A 26,263-nucleotide genomic window follows, 5' to 3' on the forward strand; every position below is an offset into this window, starting at 1 on the left:
TCAGTGTTTTGTTTTATTTTAAGGTTTGCTTATTCGCAATGCCCTATAGTCCATTTCTTGTTTCTCAACGTTTGCATTGTAGCTTGCTCTTCTGGATTGTCTTTAACTCTTGGATTCATATAAACAGTGCCTCCACCATTTTCGTGCATAGTGCTCACAACTTTCTTGAGTTTTTGACCAGAAAAGGTAAGGTTAAAGCGTAATTCTTTCAGCTTTTTATTAGTGGTAAGATCTAAGTCTTCAAGAGGCAAAGCCGATACTTTCAAATAAACAAGCTCAGTGTTATTGTGCAAGTTTACTTCTTTTATTTTATTATGGCTCATATTCAATCTCTCCAATACGGTATTGCGAGTTACATCTAACGAAGTCACTTCATTATCATTACAATAGAAAGTCGTTACCTTACCGTAAACTCTCACAGTATTGCCCTGTAGCTTATACTTTGCTGTAGTAGCACTTAGGCGAACATCAGTACCGCTGTCGTACACACCATTGTTGTTTAAGTCTACCCACACATCTTTTTTATCCGCTTCTTTGGCGTTTATTGTCAGCGTTATTTCGCTCCCCGCCTTTTTATCAGTGGTAAATATCATATAGGGTGTCCCTTTAGGATTGTTGGGGTCAGGGTTTGAATTGTTGTCTTTAGAGCAACTTACTAATGCAATAGTTGCTACAAGGAGCACTAAAGCTCCTCTTCTGAAAATAGATTTTTTATTCATTATATTTATTAATGTTCAAATGAACAACGTTTTGTTTTGTTCTTACTCTACAATTGCCCACTAAGTAGGCAAGGCTACTTTTAAAACTTTACCTTTTATCTTGTTAACTGCCTGTGCGGCTCGCACTAAAGACTCACCGCTAAGTTCACCATATAAGTACGTCCGTAACCCACAAAGTAACGATTGCCAAACGAAGGCACGCCTTGTGCGTTGTCCTGTACCATCTTGCCATAATTGGCAGTACGCGATTGTTCAAAACCTCCTGAAAGGAATTGAGTGTCAAACAAGTTATTCACGCTCACCATTAGGCTTACATAGGTTTTATTGAGTCTCCACGACTTACCACCCACAAGATTTACCAAGAATACATCGTCTAAACGTTCTTGTTTGAGAAGCTTCCGAGCTAAGTCAGTATCAATATTAGTAAAAGGCGCTTTCGTGGTGGGGTCTATAAAGAACTGCGAAGTGCGGTTCAAAGCCGATAACGATACGTAGTTTTGTGCCAAGAAATTAGCCGTTGCTCCTATCCACCAATACTTAGGGTGGCGATATTCCAAACCTAATGAATAGGCTTGTTGCGGACCGCTGGGCACGTGGTAATTCTTCATCGTTACCTCATCAATAGCCTTGTTCACCTCTCCTGATGAAATGTAAAGTGACGGATTATTGATGTAAGTATATTGTCCTACCGAAGCTACTGCCGTAAGTTTAAGAGTAGGTATAAGTTGTGCTTCCGCTCCAAACTCCAACCCAAAATGGCGCTTCTTGATGCCTTCTACCGTTTGAGCCACAAAGTCTCTGTCTATTTCATCAGTAAGAGCCGTTTCAGTATAGAAGAAGTTTGTCTCTGCGGTATTCTCTATCTCGGTAAAGAATCCTGTAAGGCGTCCTTTTAGGTAAGGCATACGCAAAATATAACTCGCATCGGCAGTGTAAGCCAATTCGTTCTTGATATTAGGCAACAAGCGATTGGAATTGCGTACATTTGCATAGATATTGCGCACTGATTGTGGTGTATTAAAATACCCCACGTTCGCTTGTAACAAATGACGACCGGTAAGTGCGTAGGTAAGTCCAGCTTTGGTACTCATTCCGTTTTGCACTTGCATAGCACCCTTTCCGTAAGAATCAGCATAGAGAGGATAGTTGAACTTACCTTCGCGTTGGATATCAGTATAATGGTAACGTCCTGCTACAAATAACTCGACGTTTTTAAACGTAAATTCAAACTGCGAGAAAGCTTCAGCCACATTGCTTTTAAGCGCATAAAAGTAATTCCATTTGTCGCCTTCCTTTTTCTTCATATCTGTTTCATCGGCATTGTAAGGCTTCCCTTCAAAGTAATCGTAGTTCATAAAGTAATCACCGCCAAGCAAATCGTCTACTTCAGCAAAGTTATCCGAAGAAACATTGCGGTACACTACACCCGATGTCCATTTGATGTTTTCGTGAATAGGCGTAGAAAAGTTCACATTGGCTGAGAACGTGCGTTCGCGATTGATATCATTACTCACAATAAAAGCACTGCGCTTATCGGTAGTGTTGTAGTTCGCCCGATAAAGCTCTTCCCAGTCCAGTTGCGAATGCGTTAAGAAATAGTCTTTCTGTAAGGCTGCCATCGTTTCGTCAGAAGGGTTTTGGTTTAGGTAATAGCTTGGCAGAAGTTTATAGTAATTAGGCTCAGGATTTTGAGCATTCGAATAACTAATACGCGTATTGCCTATTTCACCAAACTGATAACCCAAGTCCACATTCAGGCGCGTGTCGTTTTTCAAATAGTTATAAGACAAAACGAAGATAGGCTCTGAAACGATACGGTTACGCGAATTGCGCTTGTCACCATTTTGTTTACCCCAATAAGGATTGTATTGGTAGCCCATCAAATCGAGTACCTCACGAGTCAGTGGCGAGGTCTTACCGCGCTTCACCGGCGAAAACATTCCTATGAGGTTAAAGCTACTATGGTTATTAAGCTGATATTCTATTCCTGCTGCAAAAGCATAAGCGTTGTAGAGCGTACCGTCTACCCAACTACCCTGAGGCGCAAACCTGCGTGAAGCCGAAACCATATACGCCAATCCGTTGCGCTGTACACCCGAGTTGTAAGTAGCCATCAGTCTACCAGTATAACTGCGGTTGCTGGCTGAAGTCGTCACGCGAAGTCCTGCACGGTTAAGCGACGGACGTATATTGATGTAGTTAGAGCCCATCAATCCACCAAAAGTATAGTCGGATTTTACCAATCCGTTGCTCATTTCTTGGTTGCGTGTAATGTCGTTAAGCCCTCCCCAATTCGCCCATTGGGCACGACCGTTTTCAAGTCGGTTCATCGGGATACCGTTAATGAGCACCGTTACGTCTTTGGAGTCATAACCACGAGGTTTGAAGAACACCGAACTGAAATCGAAAGCCGCCCTACGCATAAACACATCTTGTGAACTTTGCAAAAGTCCCGACATCGCATCAGCACCACTTTCGTCGTCTTCTAGTTCGCTTTCAGTAATCACTGCCAATTGCTCAGCTTCCTGCTGATAGTCACCCGAGAGGGAAACCGTAGGCACGGTGTAAGGATGAGTGTCTCCTAATGAAATGAGTTGCTCAGCACTGCTATAACCACTAAGGGAGAAGAGTAGCAAGTGTTCCCCTTCTGGCAATTGAAGTGTATACTTACCTTTACTATTGGTAACTGCTTCGCGCGGAGAAGTGCTTACACGCACTTTTACCCCTTGCAAAGGCTTGTTGCTTAGTTCATCTATCACTGTTCCTTCCACTTTCACTTGCGAAAACGCCGAAACCGATACGAACAATAGCACATAGAGATATAATTTCCTTAACATAATACTATGAGGTTGATTTCTTTGAAATATGTGCCAAAGGTACAACAAAAAAATGAAATAGCAAAACAAACGAAATAAAATTATTTTAAAAGAGGTCAAATAGAGTATTATAGCTGTCATAGCTTTATATTTTCTTTAAGAAAACTCCACTCGAAAGAATTGTTTCCGCCACATTACCTTCGACTTTCCGTCACCATTTTCTAATCCTCTCATTTGCTAATTTTCTAATTCTCTAATTTGCTAATTTTTACTGCTCTTTTGGTCTCTTTGGTAATTTTAAAACGGTCGTCTAAGCGCTTGCCTACCACCCACACAATATCCTCACCACTACATAAAAGTACTTGCTCTTCGCGCTCTATTTGGGTGTATTTCTCATCGGTAAAGAACTTGCTGAGCTTCTTCTCGCTGTTCATTCCAAAAGGATAAAACACATCGCCTTCTTTCTTATAGCGCAACATAAGTGGGTATTGCAATTTGTCGGCATCTACATATATTTCAGTAGGGATTGGATTTTTCACTTTCACCTTGTCCTCTATAAATTCAAAACGAAGATGAACGGGGTCGTATACCTCAGCCATATCTTCCGAAATCAGCAAACTTAAACTGCGTTTTGCTTCATTGGGCTTTAACCAAAGGCAAGTGTTGTCTTTTATGAGGATATGGGTAGGCGAAAGTACTTGTTTACCCGCTTCGGCATTCAGCAATAGGTTTTTGAGGTCTTTTACATTGCCAAATCCATAAGGGTAGAAGAGTTTATGTAAAACAAAGTCCAATTCAGGAACAGCTTGTAGTTTTTCTATGTCTATTTGTATAGGATTATGTCCTTCAAAACAAGTTTCTTTGAGTTTTCCTATATAAAAGTCTATAAATCGCGCTGATTGGTGTAAGTATTCCTGCGTTTGATTAAAATTCTCTAAGTAATTAGGGTGTACTAATGCTAATTTCGGTATTATATCGTGCCGAATTACATTGCGCACGTATTTATTTGTTTCATTACTGCTGTCTTCACGCCATTTAAGGCGTTTTGCTTGCGCATATTCGTATATCTGCTGACGAGAAAATTGCAATAATGGACGTATGATAGTATCTTTTTCTTCTGGAATGCCTAAAAGTCCCTCTAAACCACTACCTCTGGAAAGGTTAATAAAGAAGGTTTCGAGGTTATCATTAGCGTGATGAGCCGTAGCGATAGCATCGCAGAAATGGGTGCTTGCCAGCTCATCGAACCACTGATAGCGCAATTCGCGAGCAGCCAACTGAGTATTCAACTGATGAGAACTCGCATATTGATGTGTATCAAAACGCTTTACTTCTAAAGGAACGCCAAGCTCCGCAGCAAAAGTGCGTACAAAAGCCTCATCGTCGTCACTTTCTGTTCCGCGCAATTGAAAGTTGCAGTGTGCTAAAAGCAGTTCTATACCGTGAGTGTACAGTAAGTGTGTGAGTACTACGCTATCGATACCGCCACTAATGGCAACCAATATTTTTTTCTCTTTAAGTTTTTTAATCTCAACATTCATAATTTATTCACCTCTTTTTAATTGCCTGTGTGACTCCCACTTATACCACTCCAAATCGGGCACTAGTATTCAGTTTGCCGATAAGGCTTTTGGCAGTAGTACAAGGATATGCTTTTTTGCGATACTGACTGATGGGCTGAATCCCTACAAGACTATTGGTAAAGAACAGCTCGTCGGCTTTTTGAAGTTCAAAAGGTGAAATAGAGGTCTCTATCACCTCGTAGTCTTCGGTTTTATTAAGAGTTTTGATAAGCATCTTGCGGGTAATACCACTGAGTGCTCCATCGGTTAGTGGGGGCGTTTTTAAGGTATTGCCTTGCACTACAAACAGGTTACCGTTCAGCATTCCTGCAATACTCTTGTTGCTGTTCAGCAAAATGCAATTCTGATAGTCGTTTTCTTCGGCAAAGATACTGCCTAACACGTTCACCGTGCGATTAATGTGCTTTACATTTGCTAAGAGGTCGGGTTGTACAAAAAAGTCTTTAAAGAGTTCTACCTCGTAAGGTTCTTCGTTGAGTACATAGAAAGGATTGTTCATCACTTCGGTTTCTATGATATAATCTACCTCATTGGTAATGGGCGTATACTTACCCCCATCTTTACGGAAAACAGTAATACGCACTCGTACCGGATTATTTTCGAGGCTATTGGCTTTAATAAGTGTAAGGATTTCCTCTTCGAGGTACTCCATAGAGAATACCATAGGGATATCCATACGCAAGATACGCATACCTGCCATTAGGCGCAGGTAATGTTCTTCCCAAAAGATTAGTTTTTGGTAGCTGTATTTGCAAGTATCGAACACGCCATCGCCATAGAGGAAAGCACGGTTTTTAATAGTTAAGACGGTATCGCTATCGGTAATGAGGTTACCGTTATAATTGAGTTTCATATTTAGCTTGCTCCTATTTTAGCTTTAAGGTCATTTATTTGGAGCTCCCAAAGCTGTTTAGCTTCTTCTATTTCATTAGGGAGGGCAAAATCAGTAATGATAAGGGAGACTTCTTGAGTCATATCATTCACATTGATTTTGATTTCGAAATAAGTAGAAGCGTCGTTATCGTCTTCCCAATGGAAACGAATATGGTCGTCCAACTTTTTGCGCAATATCTGAGCTGCTTCTTCTACTCCATTCCATACAAAAGTGTAGATTTCTTCATTAGCGCGCACATCGTCGGCGTACCACGAAGCGAGACCTGCTGGGGTAGAGATGTATTGATAGAGCAATTGCGGAGAGGCGTTTACGGTAACTTCTAATTGATATTTTTCTTTTGTTTGCATAGGCAAATAGGGTATTATTACACTGTTTGATGGGCGCAATATACAACTATTTTTTGAAACAGCAAATTATTTTACCCCTTTATCACCTGTGCGAGTTGCTCCACGAATAACGCTGAGGGTTTGTTGAGTAATACCTAATAGAGAAGCTATGTGCCCTAAGGGGGCACGCAGAAGTATTTGAGGATAAGTGTGCAAGAGGAGGTCATACCGCTCTTGGGCAGTTTGGAATTTTATAGTATGTAGGCGTTCAGTAAGCGATTTGATGGCTGACACTAATAGGAATCGCATTAGGCGTTCGAGTTCTTGGTGTTCGTTTATTACGCGTTCTACTTCGGGGAAAGAAGCTACCCATACTACACTGTCTTCCAGCGTTTCTAAAGAGAAGAGTGAAGGCTGGGAGAAATAGATATTTTCTACGGGAAAATAAAACTTTTGTTCCAAAAGAAAGGTGTGGGTAATGTCTTTATCTTCTTTGTTATAAAACAGGCGCAAGAGTCCCTTTTCAACATAAAACAACTGCTTAGAATTTGAGCCTTCTTTGAGCAACAAGTGGTACTTTTTGTACTCTTGTTGCTCAAATAGGCTATTGATAAAAGCAAGTGTCTCGGTGTTGATTTGAGTTTCTTGGTGTAGGTACTCGGTGAGCGTCATTTTTGGGGTATGGCTATTGCATATTTTTAGCCTCGATGCTAAGAGTAGCGTGAGGTACTGCCATAAGGCGACGTTTATCGATGAGTTTACCTGTTACACGACAGATGCCATAGGTTTTGTTTTCGATACGGATAAGTGCATTCTTGAGATCGCGTATGAACTTTTCTTGACGAATAGCCAATGCGGTATTTTCCTCTTTGCTGGTTACCTTAGAGCCTTCTTCAAAGGCTTTGAAAGTGGGAGATGTATCGTCGGTACCATTAGTGGCACTGTTCATATATGAACTCTTGATAAGCTCTAAATCGGTTTGTGCTTTTTTGATTTTTTCTTCTATAAGCGCTTTAAATTCTTCTAATTCCTTATCGGAATAGCGCACTCTGATGTTTCCTTCTTCCATAAAAATTATAGTATTTATTAAAATTGGGGCGTAAAATTACTATTATTTTCAGAACTACCAAAATAAAAATGTTATTTTTTTTATTTGGGATTATTATTTCTGATAAAAACGCACCCAATCTACGTACATTCTTACCGGTTTGGTAAAAGGTTTTACTTCGCCTACCCAGCTACCGCCTAATTGCATATCGATGCGCAACATATAGGGGCGAGCAAAGGGAAATTGCCCTTCATTTTCTTTCCCGGGCACACGTGCATAACTAAAAGTTTGTTTGCCGTTTACATAAAAGCGCAATTCATCGGTGTCGAGCTCTACGGCATAGATGTTATAATCATCGGGGTTGATAGGAGCTGTAGCGGTGCTTTTAGGAGTTTTATTACCTGCTTGGGTGTAAGTGGAGTGTACCGTATGGTGTACAAAAGGCTCGTAATTGAGTCGCTCGACGATGTCTATCTCACCGCCCGTAGGCCAAGTAGCATTGGGTACCATCCAGATAGCAGGCCAAGCTCCTTGAGTGGCTTCGAGCTTACAACGGATTTCTAAGCGTCCTTTTTCGAAGTATTTTTTGTCCTTGGTAGAAACACCCCCTGTGATATATTTAGACTTGTCTTTGGCGGGGTTGGTACTGGGCTTGCCTAAAAGGATAAGATTGCCATTCTTTATCTCGAACAAACTAGGGTCTTGACTCATTGTTTTGCACCAATCGGCATCTGATTTTGGGCAAGCCCCTATTTTTGACCATATACCGGTAGCAAAGATATTGTCGCGGTTGAAATCGTCTTCCCAAACTAATTTCCATCCTCCTTTTTTTAAATAATCGTTATTTTCTTTTGTTGAAGGGTCTTCCTTTTCTTGCTGAGAGCAGGCTATGCTAATGCTCATCACACATAAAATAATAAATATGTTTTTCATATTGATATTGTTTTAATTAAATGTAAATATAAGGGCAAAGGTACAAAATAATTTTTTATTAGCAAAAAGAAGATGCGAGGCATTAGGTAGGGAAATGAGAAAATTAGAAAATTAGAGAATGAGGAAATTTGGAAATGAGAAAATGAGGTGCGAGCCGCACGGGCAGGGAAATGAGAAAATGAATAGTGATAAAAATCATTTTTTGACAGGTCAGACTTGTCGGACAAATTGGATAGGTTAGAGAGAGCGAAAGAAAACAGAAGAAATCGGAAAATAGCTGAGAGAAAATTTGATGAAAAAAGGGTGTAAGGAGGGTGGGGTTAGCTTATAGAGAGCTTATAGGAAGCTTATACGAATCTTGGACGATTGGTATAGAAAGGGTGTATAAGTGGTTGGTTCATAATATGATACAACAGTGCTAAAAATGTTAAAAACGGGGTTTCGAGGCGAAAGAAAGAGGAATCCTCACCCCGTCCCTCTCCCAAGGAGAGGGGGAGTGTAGCGACGGAAAGGAGAAGGTATAATTAGGAAATTAGTAAATTAGAAAATTAGTAAATGGGGAAGTGTGAGGTCTTAGGTCTTAGGCAATAAGGAAAAAGTGTAATAGAAACCTCCCTCCTTACACATACCCAGCTGTCGCGAGGTACATACTCAGCTATTGCTGGCTACCTCAAAGAGGGGGAATGTGGGGACGGGAAAACGACTATAAGGTTGTAAATCAGAGACAATTATTTCTCAAAATCTTGATTCACACTGATAATTTTCTTACATTTGTGCGCTTTCGCAAATTGTGAAATTTGCTCATTTGCTAATTATGCCCTACCTTTGCGCTTTATTACTCAATATGACAATAGATTTTGAACATAAACAGTCGGCGCACTGTGAAAATGGAGTAGCATCTAATTTGTTGCACTTCAATGGAGTGGAACTGAGTGAACCGATGGTCTTTGGGATTGGGTCAGGACTGTTGTTCTTCTACTTTCCTTGGATAAGAGTGAACGAAGCACCTGCTATTAGTTACCGCACAATGCCGGGACACATTTTCAGCAAAGTAGCCAAACGCTTAGGATTTAAGGTGAAACGCCAAAAATTCTCTTCTGCTGAAAAGGCAGAACAAGCCCTCGATGACAATCTTGCCAAGGGTATCCCTACGGGCTTGCAAGTGGGGGTGTTCAACCTACCTTATTTCCCCGATGAGTACCGCTTTCATTTTAACGCTCACAACTTAGTGGTTTATGGCAAAGAAGACGGCAAGTACCTTATTAGCGACCCTGTGATTCCTTATACTACGACCCTTACGCCTGAGGAACTCAGCAAAGTGCGTTTTGCCAATGGGGTATTGGCACCCAAAGGACACCTCTACTACCCTACTCATTTACCCAAAGAGCTTCAGTTGGAAAAGGCAATATGGAAGGGTATCAAGCAGACGTGCAGTACGATGCTCGCTCCTGTGCCCATAGTGGGTGTAGCAGGAATTAAGAAACTCAGCAAGGATATACTGAAATGGCACCGCAAATTAGGTGCAAAGACTACCAATCACTACCTCGCTCAGCTGATACGTATGCAGGAAGAGATAGGTACTGGAGGTGCGGGATTTAGGTTTATCTACGGTGCTTTCTTGCAAGAAGCAGGCAAACTCCTGAAAAACGATACCTTATTAGAGCTCTCCAAAGAAATTACGGATATAGGCGATGCGTGGCGCGATTTTGCGGTAGCCATAGCCCGCGTATACAAAAACCGCAGCACCCAAGCTGATGTCTATAATGCTCTCTCACAGCAGTTGTACGCTATAGCCGAGAGAGAGGAAGCGTTTTTTAAGAAGCTTCGGAAAGTAAAAGGTAAAAGATAAACTTGCCAATACCAAAATAAATCCTTATATTTGCAGAATTAATGATTAAAAACATTATAAAATGAAAAAACTAATTAACGTAACATTTGCATTATTACTACTATGCTCAGCAGTTACCTTAGTCTCTTGTGGAAAAGACGATGATAAAGGGAGTGGTAAAGAGTTCCCAGAAGGCACTAGAGAAGTTACCCAAAATGGAATTAATGCTAAAATAGCTCAAGAGCGATGGGGAGGAAATGGAGGTAACACAGTGCTGTATGTAAACTTGTTATTGACAAAGTCTGACGCCAACTCAAAACCAACAGGAAAAGTTTATATGCAAGCGAGAACTAGCGATGGACAGGTTTTGCAGCCTTGGAGCAATGGCATTCAAGGACAAGGTGCAGAATTTGGAAGTCGTTGGATTGGAAATAATCATTACCTTGAATTTTCATTTTCCCTCCTCAACGGGAAACAAATGAAAGCAAACTCTGTAACCATTTCAAAAATTGAAGTGAACTAAAATAAGCGAGGAGTGAAAAGATAAACCAAAGCTATAAGAAGCTTCCAGAACTCCGATTAAAAAACTACTGATTTATAAGAATGAACAAAATCAACCTTTTACTTTTGTTAGGCGTTGTTGCTACAAGCTGGGCGCAACAACAGCAGACCCTCGAAAAAGGGTGGAAATTTACCCGTGAGGACAAACCAGCGTTCTCGCAAACTAACTACAACGATGCCAAATGGCAACGCGTAACCGTGCCTCACGATTGGGCTATCTATGGTCCTTTTGATATGGAAAACGATATCCAGCGCACGGCTATCAAGCAAGACGGGCAAAAAGCGGCTATTGAACACACGGGGCGTACTGGCGGACTGCCTTTTGTAGGCGTAGGTTGGTACCGCACGCAGTTCAACGTGCCTGAACTTACGTCCGATAAGCAAGTGTTTGTACAGTTTGACGGGGCGATGAGTAACCCCGAAGTATTTGTAAACGGACAAAAAGCCGGTGAATGGCACAACGGTTACAACACTTTCTTCTTGGATATCACTCCTTACGTAAAAGCCAATAACAACACTTTGGCAGTACGACTCAACAACCTTACCCAGATGTCGCGTTGGTATCCAGGGGCAGGCTTGTACCGCAATGTGCATATTATCACTAAAAATAAGACGCATATCCCTATTTGGGGCGTACAAATTACCACCCCCGAAATAACAAACAACTTCGCCAAAGTAGTAGTAAATACCGAGTTTGTAGCTGATAAGAAGACTTCAGTTGCGGCAGAAACTGTTATTTTCAATAATCAAGGTGAAAAAGTAGCGTATGCTAATACCAAAGCGACTCCTTACACTACCGATAAAATTTCAGCAGAACTGTATATTGATAATCCTCGCTTGTGGGACATCGGCAAGCCGTACCTCTATAAAGCGGTTACCAAACTCTATGAAGGCGATATCGTAAAAGATGAAGTAACCACTACTTTTGGGGTTCGCTCTATCGAACTCAAGCCTAATGATGGTCTGTACCTCAACGGACGCAAAATCAAAATACAAGGGGTGTGTATGCACCACGATTTAGGTCCGCTGGGCGGGGCAGTAAATGAGAGTGCTATACGTCGACAAATACGCATTATGCAGGATATGGGAGTGAATGCTATCCGCACTTCGCACAATATGCCCGCGCCTGAATATGTGCGCGCTGCCGATGAAATGGGTATGCTACTCGCCGTAGAGAGCTTTGATGAGTGGGCTATCCCCAAAGTGGAAAATGGTTATCACCTATACTTCAAAGAATGGGTTGAAAAAGACCTTACGAACCTTGTAAAACACTACCGCAACAACCCCAGCGTGCTAATGTGGTTCATCGGTAATGAAGTGGAAGAACAGAGTGTAGAAAGTGGCTCGCAAGTAGCGCGCTATTTGCAAGATATTATCAAAAAATACGATACTACCCGCCCCGTGAGTAATGGTATGGATAGACCCCACGATGTGCTTAAAAACAATATGGCAGCAACGATGCAGTTAATGGGTTTTAATTACCGTCCGTTTAAGTACAAAGAGGCTTACCGCAAGTTGCCACAACAGCTTATTTTGGGTAGTGAAACCGCTTCAACGGTGAGTTCACGCGGGGTGTATAAGTTCCCCGTAGAGCGCAAATCAATGGCTAAATACCCCGATATGCAATCGTCGTCTTATGACGTAGAACACTGCGGTTGGTCGAACTTGCCCGAAGACGACTGGATACATCAAGAAGATTTGCCTTATACCATAGGAGAGTTCATCTGGACAGGTTTCGACTATCTCGGCGAACCTACTCCTTACTATGTAGAATGGCCTTCCCATAGTTCCTATTTTGGAGCAGTAGATTTGGCTGGGCTACCCAAAGACCGCTTTTATCTCTACCGCTCGCATTGGAATAAGGAAGCCGAAACCTTGCATATCCTTCCTCATTGGAATTGGGAAGGGCGCGAGGGTGAAGTAACTCCTATCTTCGTTTATACTAATTATCCTTCTGCCGAATTATTTATCAATGGTAAGAGTCAAGGCAAACGCACTAAAGACCTCTCTATAAAATTAGAAGAGGAAGAAAAAGACGGCAATCCGTCAGACCTCAACCGCCAAAAGCGTTACCGCCTAATGTGGATGGATACTAAGTACGAACCTGGTACTGTGAAAGTAGTAGCTTACGATGCCAATGGTAAGGCAGTAGCCGAAAAAGAAATACGTACCGCTGGCAAGCCTTATGCTTTGCGCCTTAGCACTGAGCACAAAACAGTGCTTACCCCTAATAGCAAAGACCTCGCTTTCATCACCGTAGAAGCGGTAGATAAGGACGGCAATTTATGCTCAACAGTGAATGACCTTGTGCAGTTCAGCGTTAAAGGTGCTGGCTTTTATAAAGCAGCTGCGAATGGCGATGCTACTTGCACCGACTCTTTTCACTTACCTAAAATGCATCTCTTCAACGGAAAATTAGTGATGATGGTACAAGCAGGTGAAAAAGCAGGCGAAATTAGTATTGAGGCAAAAAGTAAAACGCTAAAAGGAAAGATTTCAGTAGAAGTTAGAAAATAGAACATAGAAATTAGATGCTGTTATTTTTATATGCTTTGCCAAAGGACAAGAGCCTTTGGCAAAGTTTTTTATAGTAGAGGTAGAGCTGAGAACAATTGGTGCATTAACAAAAATATTGTATCTTTGTACTTTCATCTACAAATCGTCCACTTATGAACTACCGTCTTGCCTCTCCCGCCGATGCGCGCAAAGTAGCCACTGTGCTCACCGATGCTTTTGCTAACTACAATATGTATCGCGAGGTGCTCAACTCTTTTTTTACTACTGATAGCAAGTATATTGACTATCTGAACAAATTGCATTATGTACAAGTGATGAGTAATATCCGTAAGGGTTATTGCTTGATAGCCGAAGAAAACAACGAAATTATAGCCGTCGCAGTGATGCAATCGTTGCGATACACTCGTATTACCCTTTGGGATTACCTACGCTCAGGAGCTTTTGCGCTTTGGCGTTATGCCAAACCCACTCAATGTTTCTTGCCTTTCTTAGACAAGAGTAGCGAGTACGCCAAAAAACAAACTTCTGAAAACAGATGGTATTTAGAGAGTTTTGTAGTGAGTCCCGCGTGGCAAGGCAAACACATAGGAGGTAAGTTTTTAGACGAAGCCGTTTTGCCTTTAGTAGCGCGTGAAGGAGGTAGCCAACTCAGTTTGGTTACCAATACCGAAACAAATGTATCTTTCTACCAAAAACACGGTTTTGAGGAAATCCACCAAACCAAAATAGGGGGCGTAGATGTTTGGACGATGGTGGCGGAAGTGAAGAGTCGCTATAAAACACCTGAGAACCCTGATTAGAAGAGTAACTTGGTACTTTGAAACTTTTTTTCTACTTTTGCGCCAACATTAACCATTTACCATTCATCATTAATTATTGTTTTATATGAAATTCAACGAGTACAAACACTTAGACCTTACTAAGATAGCAGAAGAAATATTGGCTTTCTGGAAAGCCGCTAACATCTTTGAGCAGAGTATCGCCTCACGCGAGGGCGCTATTCCGTTCGTGTTTTTTGAAGGACCGCCATCTGCCAATGGCGTGCCTGGTATTCACCACGTGATGGCGCGCTCTATTAAGGATATTTTCTGCCGTTATAAAACTCAGAAAGGATTTCAAGTAAAACGCAAAGCAGGGTGGGATACCCACGGCTTGCCAGTAGAATTGGGGGTAGAGAAAGAACTCGGCATTACCAAAGAAGATATAGGCAAAAAAATAAGCGTTGAGGACTACAACAAGGCTTGCAAGGAAGCCGTGATGCGCTATACCGATATCTGGAATGACCTTACCGAGAAAATAGGCTACTGGGTGGATATGGAAGACCCTTATATCACCTACAAACCCAAATATATGGAAAGCGTGTGGTGGCTTTTGAAACAACTCTACAATAAAGGATTGCTCTACAAAGGTTACACCATTCAGCCGTACTCACCTAAGGCAGGGACAGGCTTATCATCGCACGAGCTCAACCAACCAGGGTGCTACCGCGATGTGAGCGATACTACGGTTGTGGCACAGTTCAAAGTGCGTCAGTTCCCAGAAAAGTTGGCTAAACACTTTGAAGATATAAAAGAACCTATTCATATCCTCGCTTGGACAACCACCCCTTGGACATTGCCTTCTAACACTGCTCTTGCCGTGGGCAAAGAGATTGACTATGTACTCGTAAGAACATTCAATCAATATACTTTTGAGCCGATAACAATCATCATCGGCAAACCGCTTTTGGCAAAACAATTCGGCAAGAAATTCGTAGAGGGCGATGCACAAGCCTTAGCGGCTTATACGCCTGAAAGTAAAACTATTCCTTACCAAGTATTAGGAGAATGCAAAGGTGCTGACCTTGTAGGCACTACTTACGAGCAGCTCATTCCTTGGTGTGCTCCTGTCGAGAATGCTGACCAAGCTTTCCGCGTGATTGCAGGTGACTTTGTTACCACCGATGACGGTACGGGTATCGTGCATATTGCGCCTACCTTTGGTGCAGACGACGCCCGTGTAGCCAAAGAATACGGTATCCCCCCAATGCTCGTAAAAGATGCGCACGGCAATTTGATTCCGCTAGTAGATTTGCAAGGGAAATTTATCACAGGGTACAATATTCCTGAGGTTTTTGCCGGTAAATACATCAAAAATGAGTATTACAATGCAGGGCAAGTGCCTGAAAAATCGTGGGATGTGAGCTTGGCGATTCTCCTCAAAGAAGAAAATAAGGCTTTCAAAGTAGAAAAATACGTACACAGCTATCCGCACTGCTGGCGTACAGATAAACCCGTGTTGTACTACCCGCTCGACTCGTGGTTTATAAAGGTTACTGACTTCAAAGACCGTATGTTTGAGCTCAATGAAACCATCAACTGGAAACCTAAAACTACTGGTGAAGGGCGTTTTGGCAACTGGCTTAAAAATGCTAACGACTGGAACCTTTCGCGTTCGCGCTATTGGGGTATCCCGTTACCTATTTGGCGTACAGCCGATAAGCAAGAGGAAATCTGCATTGGTTCGGTAGAAGAACTGAAAGCCGAAATACAAAAAGCTATCGCGGCAGGTGTGATGACAGCCGACCCTTATAAAGATTTTGTAGTGGCCGACAACTCCGAAAGCAATTACGACAAGGTAGATTTACACAAAAATATCGTAGATAACATTGTGCTCGTATCGCCTTCGGGCAAGCCAATGCAACGCGAAACTGACCTTATAGACGTGTGGTTTGACTCAGGGTCTATGCCGTATGCACAATGGCACTATCCTTTTGAAAACAAAGACTATATAGAAAACCATACCGCTTACCCAGCCGACTTTATCGCCGAAGGAGTAGACCAAACACGCGGTTGGTTCTATACGCTCCACGCGATTGCTACTTCGGTATTCAACAGTGTGGCGTACAAAAACGTAGTGTCTAACGGATTAGTGCTCGACAAGAACGGACAAAAGATGTCGAAACGCTTAGGCAATGCGGTAGACCCATTCACTACCATAGCCGAGTATGGCGCTGATGCCACTCGCTGGTATATGATTTCCAACGCGAATCCTTGGGATAACCTCAAATTCGATTTAGAAGGGGTAGCCGAAGTGCGCCGTAAATTCTTCGGTACGCTCTACAACACCTATTCATTCTTTGCGCTCTATGCCAATAACGATAGCTTCACTTATGCAGAAGCCGATATACCACTAGCTGAACGCCCAGAAATAGACCGCTGGATACTTTCGGAACTCAATACCCTCATCAAAGAAGTAGATGCGCTCTATGCTGATTATGAGCCTACTCGCGCTACGCGTGCTATCTCCGATTTTGTACAAGAAAACCTCAGCAACTGGTACGTACGCTTGTCACGTCGCCGTTTTTGGAAAGGTGAATACGAAACCGATAAAATAGCTGCTTACCAAACCCTTTACACCTGTCTGGTAACCATCGCCAAACTGATGGCGCCTGTAGCACCTTTCTATGCCGATAGATTGTACAAAGACTTGGTGAGCGTTACCGGTAAAGAAAACAAAGAGAGTGTACACCTCACCGATTTCCCAGTAGCCAATGAAAGCTATATCGATAAATCGTTGGAAAGCAAGATGCAGAAAGCGCAGACTATTTCGTCCTTAGTACTATCGTTGCGCAAGAAAGAAAGCATCAAGGTGCGTCAGCCATTGCAAAAGATAATGATACCGATAGCCAACGCTACCGAGCGCGCTGAAATAGAAGCCGTAGCAAGCCTCATCAAGCACGAGGTGAATGTGAAGGAAATAGAACTCTTGGAAGATGCCTCAGGTATATTGGTAAAACAAATCAAACCGAACTTCAAAACCTTAGGACCTAAGTTTGGCAAGGATATGAAAGCTATTGCCACAGCGATACAAGAATTTAGTCAGCAGGAAATAGCACAGTTTGAAAAAGCACAAACTTACAGCTTGCAACTGCCCGACAAAACGGTTACTTTGAGCTTGGACGACGTAGAAATCAGCACCCAAGATATAGAAGGCTGGTTGGTAGCCACCGCTGGCAGTCTGTTGGTAGCTTTAGATATTCACATCACCCCCGAATTGCGCCAAGAAGGTATCGCTCGCGAGTTGGTGAACCGTATTCAGAATATCCGTAAGGACAACGATTACGACATCACCGACCGCATACAAATACGCCTTCAAGCGCACCCTGCCCTAAAAGAAGCTGTTACAGCCAATGAAGCCTATATCAAGAACGAAACCCTTACTGATAGCATCACTTTTGTAGATAGCCTGCCAGAGGGTGAAGAAATAGCCTTCGATGAAGTAACAACAAGAATAGTCGTTAGTCGGTCGTAGCACGACAAGCTGTTAAACACTTTGCCAATATCCCTAAATTTTGACAAAGTGATAAGAAAAGCGCGATGTTTAAAATAATAAACATCGCGCTTTTTCATTGACTAATTCTCCAATTTCTCTTCTCTTTTCTTTCGATTTATTACCCTCAAAACTACCTTTTTTACTTAACTCTTAACTCTTCATTCTTAACTACTTATATACCCTTTCTATACCAATCGTCCAAGATTCGTTTAAGCTTCCTATAAGCTCTCTATAAGCTAACCCCACCCTCCTTACAGCCTTTTTTCACCAAAAATCACCTTAACCTTCTTTTGAATTCCTCCGTTTCCTTCCGAACCTCATTAGCCTCTCCGCTCTTTTCCAAACTTTCCTCCGAAAACCCTAGTCCCTCCGAGATTTTCCTAAAAATCTAAAAACTCCTATGTATCACTTTTAGCAATACACACTTTGCCTAAGTTTGAAACTTCATAAAGGTTGATTATTAGCACTTCTGATATTATTAACATTAAATATTTTCTATTTTTTTAGAATCATTCCATTTTATTTACTATCTTTGCACCCTCTTTTTTTCTCATCAGAAATAATATTAATGCCTTTATCACCTAAAAATATAATCCTTTTACTCACTTCTTTTTGTGCAACTCAACTCTTCTCTCAACCTGTTGAAGAAGAAGTTACGCAACTCAGTGAGGTTGTGCTCACAGGGCAATCACCTATCAAGCAAGTGCAAAAAGCAGCTTACAACGTGGTTGCTATCGAAGCTCAACAACTCCGCAATCTCAACAGCAATGCTGCCGATATGCTTGCTCGTGTATCGGGAGTGAAGATGCGCGAAACTGGTGGGGTTGGGGCAGAGACAGCAATCAATCTTAATGGCTTTACCGGTCGTCACGTGCGTATCTTTATCGATGGGGTACCTATGAATGAAGCTAATGCCTCTTTTCGCATTAATAATATTCCCGCTGAACTTATCGAACGTATCGAAATTTACAAAGGTGTGGTGCCTGTTACTTTTGGTGCCGATGCTCTTGGGGGTGCTATCAATGTAGTAACACGCAAAAGCCGATACAACTACGGCAATCTATCCTATACTTTTGGTTCTTTCAACACCCATAAAAGTACCTTAAACCTCGGGCAATTCCTCACCGATAACATCAGTGTAGAACTCAATGCTTACCAAAATTACTCCGATAACAGCTATAAAGTATTTACTGAATATCTCGACCTCCAAACAGGCTCTTACTCTAAAGAAAAACGCTGGTTCAAACGCTTTCACGACCGTTATCACAACGAGGCTATCATAGGTCGTGTGAATATTTTCGATGAAAAATGGGCTGATAAACTTTCTTTTGCGCTCAATTATAGTCAGGAGGATAAACAACTCCAAAACGCCAACCTAATGCAAAAAGTCTTCGGAGGTAAGTACCGCAAATCTCATAACTATTCATCTTCAGTAGAATATGAGAAAAAGAATATCCTCAACGGTCTCTCTTTCTTCCTTACAGGGCGTTATGATTTTACCACCACTCAAAATGTAGATGAAGAAGCTCGCCGTTATAGCTGGACGGGTGAGTATGAACCAATGGTTACTCGTGGTGAATCGCAACTCCAGAATACTATTTTTGAAGGTAAAACGGGCTATATTACTTCACGCTTAGACTATCAACTCAGTGAAAAACACTCTTTTCAACTCACACACACATTCAGTAATTACATTCGACGCAACAAAAATATGCTCATTACCAACTATACCCTCGATTCCGATTTTATGAGGCGTGTCAATGAGAAAAATATTTCTGGATTATCATATAAGTTTACCCCTTCCGAGCGTTGGAATATATTAGCTTTCGGTAAATATTACAATACAGCTGTAACAGGTCCAGTGATTGTTACTGGATATGGAAGTCGCGCGGTATATGAAGAAGAAACTCATCACACTCAGGCTTGGGGGTATGGTGGGGCGACTACTTATCAGCTCTTAAAGCCTCTACAAGCCAAACTTTCTTATGAAAAAAGCCTCCGTCTACCTACTGATACCGAACTTTTTGGCGATGGCGATTTAGAGATTGGTAACTATAAGCTCAAACCCGAAAATAGCGATAACCTGAATGTAAATCTCTCTTATCAACCTGCGTTCAAAGTGCATTCATTCTTAATAGAAGTGGGTTTTGCCTATCGTTATATCAAAGATTATATCATCAGAAGTATTATCAGTGCAGGAGCTAATGAAGGCTCTGCAGGAAGCCGAAATCACGGTAAGGTACTCAATATGGGAGTCGATGCTACCCTGCGCTATTTCTTCTATAAAGATGCATTTTCAGTAGGTGGCAACTTGTCTTATATGAACTTGCGCAACAAAGAAGAATTTACTGAAACAGGTCGCCCTTCTGCTATCTATAACGACCGTTTGCCCAATATGCCTTATCTATTTGGCAACGCCGATGCTACTTGTAATATAGAAAGCCTCATTGCTAAACGCGACAGACTATCACTAAACTATAATCTCTTTTTCACCGAAGAGTTTTTTACCTCGTGGCAAAGCGAAGGAACAAAAATTAAAGTCCCTCGCCAACTTTCACACGATGTCAGTCTTACCTACTACACCCCTAACAAACGGTTAAGTCTTTCCGTAGAAGTCAAAAATATCACCGATGAATTGTTGTACGATAACTACAGCCTCCAAAAAGCCGGTCGCGCTTTCTATGCCAAACTCTCCTACCGATTCTACTAACCCCTAATTTCTAACAACTAATTTCTAAATATATGTATATCAATTTTCAAACATTCAAAAAAACGCTACTTGTAGGCTCATTAGTTAGCTTCGTAGCCCTTACGTCTTGCAAAAAAGACGATAATACTCCAGTACCTCCTCCTTCTGCCGAGGGAGCTAACTTCTTCATCGATGCTGGAGGTGATCAAAATAAAACTCGTTATCTATTAGTCGCTAAAAACGTAGAAAATGGTGAACTCCCTCTTTCTGCTAACCAAGAACAATTCAAAGAAGCTAATGGCTATTTCTGGCAGTTCAACAAGAACACAGCAGTAGGTCTATCCTATGGCTTTAAAGGAGCTGGTATCGGTATTTCTTACGAAAAAACAGCTCAAGGTATAAAACATCTTACTGATTTTGACGTAGCCGAACGTGCCACTACTTTCGGTTTCTTCAGTGATTATTGGATAACTGTAGTAGGCGGACAAGAATACGAAGGCAAAAAGGACGGTGCAACCTTCAACTTCCGCAATGCCAACAATTATACTAAAGCTTTTACCAAAACTATCCATACAGCAAATCTCCTTCCTGAGATGAACACCTCCTCTTCTACTCAAGAAATTGTGTCGTTTGCTGGTATCTTAGACAATGGTAACGGTGAGTTCTTCAGCGGTATGATAGTTTCTGATTACAAAGATGTGCAAGTAGCTCAAGGTTCAAGTACTGGTAAAATCCACAATCCTGATGTGGTTTATGTAGGAGTACTCGATAAAGATTTGAACCTCAAACGTAGCTATAAAAGCGATAAGCTCAGCTATAGTGCAGGTCGTTTCAAATCTCAATATTTGTTAGAAATGGGTAAAGCCGATAATGGCGATGTATATGTATTTTCAGGAGCAATTGCTAAGAATCCTCCTAAAGTAAAAGCCCCTCAAACTCCCGATGTTGCTTCAACAAAACCTGCAGGTGCTTTGCGTATCAAACAAGGTGCTACCGACTTTGATGCCTCTTACTTCTTTGATATTTCAGCAGTATCCGGTAACGGAATCTTCCGTCGTGTATGGCATATCACCGGTAATAAGTTCTTGCTTGAGTTCTTTAATGATGCTTCAAAAGCTGCCCTCAATGGAGTAGATGTAAACCGCTTTGCTATTGTAGATATGGAAGCTAAATCCTTCAACTGGGTAACCGGACTGCCAGCTCTCTCTGATTTTGCCAATATGACGTCAAACCCCGTAGAACTTGCTGTCTATAATGGTAAAGTCTATCTACCAGTAAATGTAAAAAACAGTGACCCTGCTATCTATGTAATTAATCCTGCTACCAATGTAGCCACCAAAGGTCTCACTGTAAAAGGAGCTTCTTTCATCAACGCTATTGGTCACTTCAAATAATAAAACAAAAAGGTGCTTGGAAAACAATCTCTCTAAGCACCTTTTCTATTTTTACTTTTCACTTTTTACTTTCTTCAGCCATTTCTCGGTATTTCTCAAATACTTCTCACTCGGCACAAACTTATAATGTAACCTTTTAGAAAGCGCCTCATACCGCTGCTGGATAACTGCTGGATTCTCCTCAATATCGTTGCGGTCGATGAACATCTCTGCAAAAAGCCGACGCATCAAATCCATATTTCCTACCACTTGTATTGTGCCGTGATTCTCGTTAGGGTATTCAACAAAATAAGTCTCCAAATTCTTAAAAGCTCCCTTTGCAGCCATTGCCTGTACCGCCTCTATCGCCTCCCGATGCCTACTGCGTCCATTGTTTCGCACCTTCTTCCCCGAATACGATAAATAAAAAATCCGATGTTTAAAATCCTTTCCTTTATTCGCTTCAAACAACCGCTCTCCATCGTTTTTTCCCCACCACAAACTCGGGTCGTGTGCAATATAAGCATTAAATAGCTCTGTATGTTTGTTAAGAGCAGAAACCACCGACAATCCACTCAATGAGTGACCTACTAAAATGCGAAAATCACTACATCTGTATTGTTTTTTAACCAAAGGAATAAGCTCATCAGCCACAAACTGCCAAAAACGGTCACTATCGCTCCCAAAATCCCTTTCGCGCTGAGTGTTTTCAATTCCAATGACAATCATTTCTGGTACATTAGGGATTCCCTGAGCCAATTTCCCCATCAAAGTAGTAAAATAGTTGAAGTTTGTTTCTGCATCAAGCAGATACACCACAGGATAATTTGTCTTTTTTAAAGTAGAGTCGTAATACGAATCAGGCAAATACACACTTATAGTACGCGTTTCACCTAACACTTTAGAAGAAACCGATAATTGTTCACCTATACAAATAGAAGTCTGCCCTTGAACAAAAGAGCAAGCTAATAGCCAAAACAAAAATACCCTTCTCATTACTTATTAATATTTAATAAATGTGATTTTAATAGATGCAAAAATACTGATAATTTCTCAAATTACCAATTTCTCAATGCCTTTATTCCCTACACTCAAAGTTAATCTATCATCGCGCTATGCTTCACATCACCCCGTCATTCGTCCCTCGTCATTCGTCATTAATTTCCTTTTCCGTCATACCCCCTATTGCCTACGGCCTAAGGCCTAGTGCCTCTTCCTCTTCCTTTCGCCTCGAAACCCCGTTTTTACCATTTTTAGACTTGTTGTATCACATTATGAATCAACTTTTTATATACCCTTTCTATACCAATCGTCCAAGATTCGTATAAGCTCCCTATAAGCTCCCTATAAGCTAACCCCACCCTCCTTACACCCTTTTTTCATCAAAATTCCCTTCAACCTCCTTTTGGAAATCTCCGTTTCCTTCCGAACTCCTCAACCCTTCCCATTTGCTAATTCTCTCATTTTCTAATTTGCTAATTTTCAAATTCTCTCATTTCCAAATTTTCTAATTTCCTAATTATTTCATACCTTTGCACTTTAATTCCTATACCCTAATGTCTAAACTATGATTCGCATTACTAAAAAATTCGATTTTGAAGCAGGACACGCGCTTTACGGCTACGATGGCAAATGCAAAAACCTGCACGGACACAGCTATAAGCTCTACGTAACTGTCATAGGCGAACCTATTACCGACCCCCATAACGTGAAAAACGGTATGGTAATAGACTTCGGCGACCTCAAACGCATCGTGCAGGAGCAAATCATCGAAGCGTTCGACCACGCTATGGTCTTCAACGAACATTCACCTCACAAGGCATTAGCCGAAGAACTGCGCGCCAAAGGTCATCGCATCATCACCGTGCCCTATCAGCCCACCAGCGAGAACCTCGTAACCGACTTTGCCCGACGCATCGCCTACCAACTACCCGCCGGAGTCGAGCTCTTTTCAGTACGCCTATGCGAAACCGAAAGCTCCTATGCCGAATGGTTCGCCTCAGATAATTAAGAGGAAAGTAAGGCGTTATACATTTTGCCAAAGTTTTTGCCTGTGCGGCTCGCACCTTTGGATAATTTGATTATATCGACAATCAGTTGCTTTTACGTTCTGTTGTAGGGGCTAATGGCAATTAACCCTTTAAAAAAATTCATAACACAAATATGTAAACTATGGTACTTGTACTAATAATTATATTAAGCATTATCTTTTGGTTTTACAAAACAAACGTCAAGAAACGTTTGCGCAATTCGTTTACTCAAAAGACCTTAAACAGGAATACACCAAACTATATTCGTAAACACTGGCGAGAAAAGCGTATTGATGCTGAACATTGTGATGTGATGAATGAAAATACAACCTTCGATTTGCAAGCCGTAGAAGACAATCGTATGAAAAGTGATTTCGAGGAAACAATGCTTCTCACTGAGACAATGTTATTCAGTAAATTGCGATTAGGAGAAGAAAAATTGAAGCTTAGTTATATAAGGTGTTACGACAAAACTACTACTCCTGTAAAAGTATATCAAACTACTGTTGCCGATATAGATGCCAGTGTAGCGCAAGTAAAGCTCAATGTACAAGGCTATATCAATGTGTATTACAACCCTCAAGACCCTAAAGAAGTATATATCGATACCGAGTTCTTACAAAAAGACCTCACTGAACTGATGAATGTTTGATAATGAAAACGGATTTTACATTACCCTTATTACCACCTCCACCAGAAATTGAGACCCGTGAGATACTCAAACAGCTCACGCTATCACATAGGCATTTAGCTGAACTGAAAGGGGTAGTAAAAACGATACCCAATGAGCAAATCCTCATCAATACCCTTTCCTTACAAGAAGCGAAAAGTATAACGTAGCAAAAAAACGTCTTTTTTTGGCACGTATGGTATAACGTGGAAAAAAAACGCCATTTTTTTCCATATCATATTGCTCATTGATACGAAAAGACATTTTTGTATAAATGATAACTTAAAGAACCAATGTTATCCATAGAATTACCCGAAAATAAAAAGATATACTTTGCTTCCGATAATCACCTCGGAGCACCCACTGTTGCGGAAAGTAAACCTCGCGAAGCAAAGTTTGTGCAATGGCTTGATACTATCAAACCTGATGCAGGGGCAATATTCCTTTTAGGCGACCTTTTCGACTTTTGGTTTGAGTACAAAATGGTCGTCCCCAAAGGCTTTGTGCGCACTCTTGGCAAGCTCGCTGAACTGCGAGATAGTGGTATCCCTATCTACTTTTTCGTAGGCAACCACGATTTGTGGATGGACGATTATTTCCAAACCGAGTTGAACATTCCCGTATACCGTCGCCCGCTAGAAGTGGAATGTAATGGTAAACGCTTCTTGATAGGACACGGCGATGGTTTAGGTCCCGGTGATAAAGGCTACAAGCGGATGAAGAAAGTCTTTACCAATCCGTTTTGTAAGTGGCTCTTCCGCTGGTTACACCCCGATATAGGTGTGCGATTGGCGCAATACCTCTCAGTGAAAAACAAGCTCATCTCAGGTGATGAAGATGTGCGTTTCTTGGGCGAAGACAACGAATGGTTGGTACAGTATTGCAAACGCAAACTTGAGACGCAACATTACGACTATTTCCTTTTTGGTCACCGCCACCTGCCAATGACTATCAAAGTAGGGGAGGGAAGCACTTATATCAACACCGGCGACTGGATACACTACTTTACCTATGCCGTTTTCGATGGTGAGGAACTCAAATTATTAGATTTTAAAGACGGAAAGCTATAGAAATATTCATTATTCGCAATTATTTTGTACCTTTGCATTTATGGACGGAAATACAAATACTCTTTCAGAAGTCATTCAGCAAATTGTCAAACAAAATCATTTAACGTACGGACTACAGAAAGCCTCGTTACCGGAACTGTGGAATGAGCTGATGGGCAAAGCAATCGCTAAGTATACCTCCTCAGTAGAGCTAAAAGGCAGTACGTTATACGTCCGTCTTACCTCGCCTGCACTCAGTAACGAACTCAGTTATGGCAAGAGTAAGATTATTGATAACCTCAACGAACGTTTAGGGGAACCTCTCATTCAAAAACTGATATTTTTAAACTGATGATACGACCTGCAACCCCTACCGATGCCTCTGCTGTCGCTCCTCTGATGTTTCAGGCAATGGAAGAAATCGTCTATAAGATGATTGGCAAAGAACATAGAGAAGATGCTATTGCACTACTCCAAAATCTCTTTGAGCAGGAAGGCAATCAGTATTCCTACCAGAATGCTTGGGTATACGAGGAAAACAATACTGTAATAGGGTCGGTTATTGCCTATGATGGTGCTCACTTGCACACCTTGCGTGCCCCTGTGCTAGCACTCATTCGCAGTAGCTATGGTATTGATATTGTTTTAGAAGATGAGACCGCCGAAGGTGAACTGTACATCGATACGCTAAGTGTACTACCCACCGCCCAAGGGCGCGGGATAGGCTCGAAGCTTGTACGCCACCTGTGCGAGGTGAGCTCGCAGCCCTTAGGACTATTAGTAGATGTGAATAACCCTGAAGCTGAACGCCTCTACACCCGCTTAGGTTTTGAATACGCTAATCATCAGGAACTTGCTGGAGGGAGGTATAAACATTTGATATTGAAGCTTTCATAAACATAAAACTTACGA

21 protein-coding genes and 1 pseudogene are annotated in these 26,263 nt (G+C 41.6%); 13 read left to right on the plus strand and 9 right to left on the minus strand.

Going from position 1 to position 26,263, the window contains the following annotated elements; translation table 11 throughout:
* Positions 1-29: 29 nt before the first annotated feature.
* The 8 genes from AM608_RS06460 to AM608_RS06495 all read right to left on the minus strand — a co-directional run bounded on the left by AM608_RS06460 (position 30) and on the right by AM608_RS06495 (position 8,320).
* Positions 30-719, minus strand: coding sequence for a hypothetical protein (locus AM608_RS06460; RefSeq protein WP_053581148.1), 690 nt, complete (start codon positions 717-719; stop codon positions 30-32).
* 125 nt (positions 720-844) lie between these two features.
* Positions 845-3,556: a TonB-dependent receptor gene (locus AM608_RS06465; protein WP_053581149.1), complete on the minus strand. Its 2,712-nt coding sequence runs from the start codon at positions 3,554-3,556 to the stop codon at positions 845-847.
* 224 nt (positions 3,557-3,780) lie between these two features.
* Positions 3,781-5,076, minus strand: a complete 1,296-nt coding sequence (tilS, locus tag AM608_RS06470) for a tRNA lysidine(34) synthetase TilS (protein ID WP_053581150.1) — start codon at positions 5,074-5,076, stop codon at positions 3,781-3,783.
* A 40-nt stretch (positions 5,077-5,116) separates the two neighbouring features.
* A complete protein-coding gene (locus tag AM608_RS06475) occupies positions 5,117-5,971 on the minus strand; it encodes an aminotransferase class IV (protein ID WP_053581151.1) in 855 nt (284 codons plus the stop codon).
* A gap of 2 nt (positions 5,972-5,973) precedes the next feature.
* Positions 5,974-6,360: an START-like domain-containing protein gene (locus AM608_RS06480; protein WP_002673936.1), complete on the minus strand. Its 387-nt coding sequence runs from the start codon at positions 6,358-6,360 to the stop codon at positions 5,974-5,976.
* A 66-nt stretch (positions 6,361-6,426) separates the two neighbouring features.
* Positions 6,427-7,011 carry a Crp/Fnr family transcriptional regulator gene (locus AM608_RS06485; protein WP_009410276.1) on the minus strand — a complete coding sequence of 195 codons (585 nt, stop codon included), beginning with the start codon at positions 7,009-7,011 and terminating at the stop codon, positions 6,427-6,429.
* A gap of 13 nt (positions 7,012-7,024) precedes the next feature.
* A complete protein-coding gene (locus AM608_RS06490) occupies positions 7,025-7,408 on the minus strand; it encodes a TraR/DksA C4-type zinc finger protein (protein ID WP_002673934.1) in 384 nt (127 codons plus the stop codon).
* Between the two features lie 93 nt (positions 7,409-7,501).
* Positions 7,502-8,320 carry a glycoside hydrolase family 16 protein gene (locus AM608_RS06495; RefSeq protein WP_053581152.1) on the minus strand — a complete coding sequence of 273 codons (819 nt, stop codon included), beginning with the start codon at positions 8,318-8,320 and terminating at the stop codon, positions 7,502-7,504.
* Between the two features lie 844 nt (positions 8,321-9,164).
* Here AM608_RS06495 and AM608_RS06500 point away from each other — a divergent pair.
* From AM608_RS06500 to AM608_RS06530, 7 genes are all read left to right on the plus strand, one after another.
* The gene (locus AM608_RS06500; protein ID WP_053581153.1) at positions 9,165-10,169 is read left to right on the plus strand and encodes a BtrH N-terminal domain-containing protein; all 1,005 of its coding nucleotides are present in this window, start codon (positions 9,165-9,167) and stop codon (positions 10,167-10,169) included.
* A 61-nt stretch (positions 10,170-10,230) separates the two neighbouring features.
* On the plus strand, positions 10,231-10,671 hold the full coding sequence (locus AM608_RS06505; RefSeq protein ID WP_016478115.1) for a hypothetical protein: 441 nt from the start codon (positions 10,231-10,233) through the stop codon (positions 10,669-10,671).
* 80 nt (positions 10,672-10,751) lie between these two features.
* On the plus strand, positions 10,752-13,226 hold the full coding sequence (locus AM608_RS06510) for a DUF4982 domain-containing protein (RefSeq protein WP_053581154.1): 2,475 nt from the start codon (positions 10,752-10,754) through the stop codon (positions 13,224-13,226).
* 152 nt (positions 13,227-13,378) lie between these two features.
* Positions 13,379-14,026, plus strand: a complete 648-nt coding sequence (locus AM608_RS06515; protein ID WP_053581155.1) for a GNAT family N-acetyltransferase — start codon at positions 13,379-13,381, stop codon at positions 14,024-14,026.
* A gap of 85 nt (positions 14,027-14,111) precedes the next feature.
* Positions 14,112-17,519: an isoleucine--tRNA ligase gene (gene ileS / locus AM608_RS06520; RefSeq protein ID WP_053581156.1), complete on the plus strand. Its 3,408-nt coding sequence runs from the start codon at positions 14,112-14,114 to the stop codon at positions 17,517-17,519.
* A gap of 589 nt (positions 17,520-18,108) precedes the next feature.
* Positions 18,109-20,250, plus strand: coding sequence for a TonB-dependent receptor (locus AM608_RS06525; RefSeq protein ID WP_053581157.1), 2,142 nt, complete (start codon positions 18,109-18,111; stop codon positions 20,248-20,250).
* 32 nt (positions 20,251-20,282) lie between these two features.
* The gene (locus AM608_RS06530) at positions 20,283-21,623 is read left to right on the plus strand and encodes a DUF4374 domain-containing protein (RefSeq protein WP_053581158.1); all 1,341 of its coding nucleotides are present in this window, start codon (positions 20,283-20,285) and stop codon (positions 21,621-21,623) included.
* A 51-nt stretch (positions 21,624-21,674) separates the two neighbouring features.
* Here the strand turns inward: AM608_RS06530 and AM608_RS06535 are convergent, their stop codons facing one another.
* Positions 21,675-22,598, minus strand: a complete 924-nt coding sequence (locus AM608_RS06535) for an alpha/beta hydrolase (RefSeq protein WP_053581159.1) — start codon at positions 22,596-22,598, stop codon at positions 21,675-21,677.
* 571 nt (positions 22,599-23,169) lie between these two features.
* Here AM608_RS06535 and AM608_RS06540 point away from each other — a divergent pair.
* From AM608_RS06540 to AM608_RS06565, 6 genes and pseudogenes are all read left to right on the plus strand, one after another.
* Positions 23,170-23,613, plus strand: coding sequence for a 6-carboxytetrahydropterin synthase (locus tag AM608_RS06540; protein WP_009410945.1), 444 nt, complete (start codon positions 23,170-23,172; stop codon positions 23,611-23,613).
* A 161-nt stretch (positions 23,614-23,774) separates the two neighbouring features.
* Positions 23,775-24,284 (plus strand): hypothetical protein, encoded by a 510-nt coding sequence (locus AM608_RS06545; protein WP_053581160.1) that lies wholly within the window; start codon positions 23,775-23,777, stop codon positions 24,282-24,284.
* Positions 24,285-24,286: 2 nt separating this feature from the next.
* Positions 24,287-24,463: pseudogene (locus AM608_RS06550) on the plus strand (Fic/DOC family N-terminal domain-containing protein); the annotation flags it as partial.
* Positions 24,464-24,595: 132 nt separating this feature from the next.
* On the plus strand, positions 24,596-25,372 hold the full coding sequence (locus tag AM608_RS06555; protein WP_053581161.1) for a UDP-2,3-diacylglucosamine diphosphatase: 777 nt from the start codon (positions 24,596-24,598) through the stop codon (positions 25,370-25,372).
* Between the two features lie 40 nt (positions 25,373-25,412).
* Positions 25,413-25,703, plus strand: coding sequence for a DUF721 domain-containing protein (locus AM608_RS06560; RefSeq protein ID WP_009410950.1), 291 nt, complete (start codon positions 25,413-25,415; stop codon positions 25,701-25,703).
* On the plus strand, positions 25,703-26,248 hold the full coding sequence (locus AM608_RS06565) for a GNAT family N-acetyltransferase (protein WP_053581162.1): 546 nt from the start codon (positions 25,703-25,705) through the stop codon (positions 26,246-26,248). The genes AM608_RS06560 and AM608_RS06565 overlap by 1 nt, the downstream gene beginning before the upstream one ends.
* The last annotated feature ends 15 nt before the right edge of the window (positions 26,249-26,263 follow it).

The organism is Capnocytophaga sp. oral taxon 323 (genome assembly GCF_001278825.1).
Classification (GTDB): Bacteria; Bacteroidota; Bacteroidia; order Flavobacteriales; family Flavobacteriaceae; genus Capnocytophaga; species Capnocytophaga ochracea.

What these genes read in the sequence shown, in the direction of transcription:
- AM608_RS06500 (WP_053581153.1), top strand. Translation starts at nt 9,165, where the DNA reads ATGACAATAGATTTTGAACATAAACAGTCGGCGCACTGTGAAAATGGA.
- AM608_RS06465 (WP_053581149.1), bottom strand. Translation starts at nt 3,556, where the DNA reads ATGTTAAGGAAATTATATCTCTATGTGCTATTGTTCGTATCGGTTTCG.
- AM608_RS06565 (WP_053581162.1), top strand. Translation starts at nt 25,703, where the DNA reads ATGATACGACCTGCAACCCCTACCGATGCCTCTGCTGTCGCTCCTCTG.
- AM608_RS06530 (WP_053581158.1), top strand. Translation starts at nt 20,283, where the DNA reads ATGTATATCAATTTTCAAACATTCAAAAAAACGCTACTTGTAGGCTCA.
- AM608_RS06515 (WP_053581155.1), top strand. Translation starts at nt 13,379, where the DNA reads ATGAACTACCGTCTTGCCTCTCCCGCCGATGCGCGCAAAGTAGCCACT.
- ileS (WP_053581156.1), top strand. Translation starts at nt 14,112, where the DNA reads ATGAAATTCAACGAGTACAAACACTTAGACCTTACTAAGATAGCAGAA.
- AM608_RS06560 (WP_009410950.1), top strand. Translation starts at nt 25,413, where the DNA reads ATGGACGGAAATACAAATACTCTTTCAGAAGTCATTCAGCAAATTGTC.
- AM608_RS06505 (WP_016478115.1), top strand. Translation starts at nt 10,231, where the DNA reads ATGAAAAAACTAATTAACGTAACATTTGCATTATTACTACTATGCTCA.
- AM608_RS06510 (WP_053581154.1), top strand. Translation starts at nt 10,752, where the DNA reads ATGAACAAAATCAACCTTTTACTTTTGTTAGGCGTTGTTGCTACAAGC.
- AM608_RS06525 (WP_053581157.1), top strand. Translation starts at nt 18,109, where the DNA reads ATGCCTTTATCACCTAAAAATATAATCCTTTTACTCACTTCTTTTTGT.
- AM608_RS06460 (WP_053581148.1), bottom strand. Translation starts at nt 719, where the DNA reads ATGAATAAAAAATCTATTTTCAGAAGAGGAGCTTTAGTGCTCCTTGTA.
- AM608_RS06555 (WP_053581161.1), top strand. Translation starts at nt 24,596, where the DNA reads ATGTTATCCATAGAATTACCCGAAAATAAAAAGATATACTTTGCTTCC.
- AM608_RS06495 (WP_053581152.1), bottom strand. Translation starts at nt 8,320, where the DNA reads ATGAAAAACATATTTATTATTTTATGTGTGATGAGCATTAGCATAGCC.
- AM608_RS06485 (WP_009410276.1), bottom strand. Translation starts at nt 7,011, where the DNA reads ATGACGCTCACCGAGTACCTACACCAAGAAACTCAAATCAACACCGAG.
- AM608_RS06475 (WP_053581151.1), bottom strand. Translation starts at nt 5,971, where the DNA reads ATGAAACTCAATTATAACGGTAACCTCATTACCGATAGCGATACCGTC.
- AM608_RS06490 (WP_002673934.1), bottom strand. Translation starts at nt 7,408, where the DNA reads ATGGAAGAAGGAAACATCAGAGTGCGCTATTCCGATAAGGAATTAGAA.
- tilS (WP_053581150.1), bottom strand. Translation starts at nt 5,076, where the DNA reads ATGAATGTTGAGATTAAAAAACTTAAAGAGAAAAAAATATTGGTTGCC.
- AM608_RS06540 (WP_009410945.1), top strand. Translation starts at nt 23,170, where the DNA reads ATGATTCGCATTACTAAAAAATTCGATTTTGAAGCAGGACACGCGCTT.
- AM608_RS06535 (WP_053581159.1), bottom strand. Translation starts at nt 22,598, where the DNA reads ATGAGAAGGGTATTTTTGTTTTGGCTATTAGCTTGCTCTTTTGTTCAA.
- AM608_RS06480 (WP_002673936.1), bottom strand. Translation starts at nt 6,360, where the DNA reads ATGCAAACAAAAGAAAAATATCAATTAGAAGTTACCGTAAACGCCTCT.
- AM608_RS06545 (WP_053581160.1), top strand. Translation starts at nt 23,775, where the DNA reads ATGGTACTTGTACTAATAATTATATTAAGCATTATCTTTTGGTTTTAC.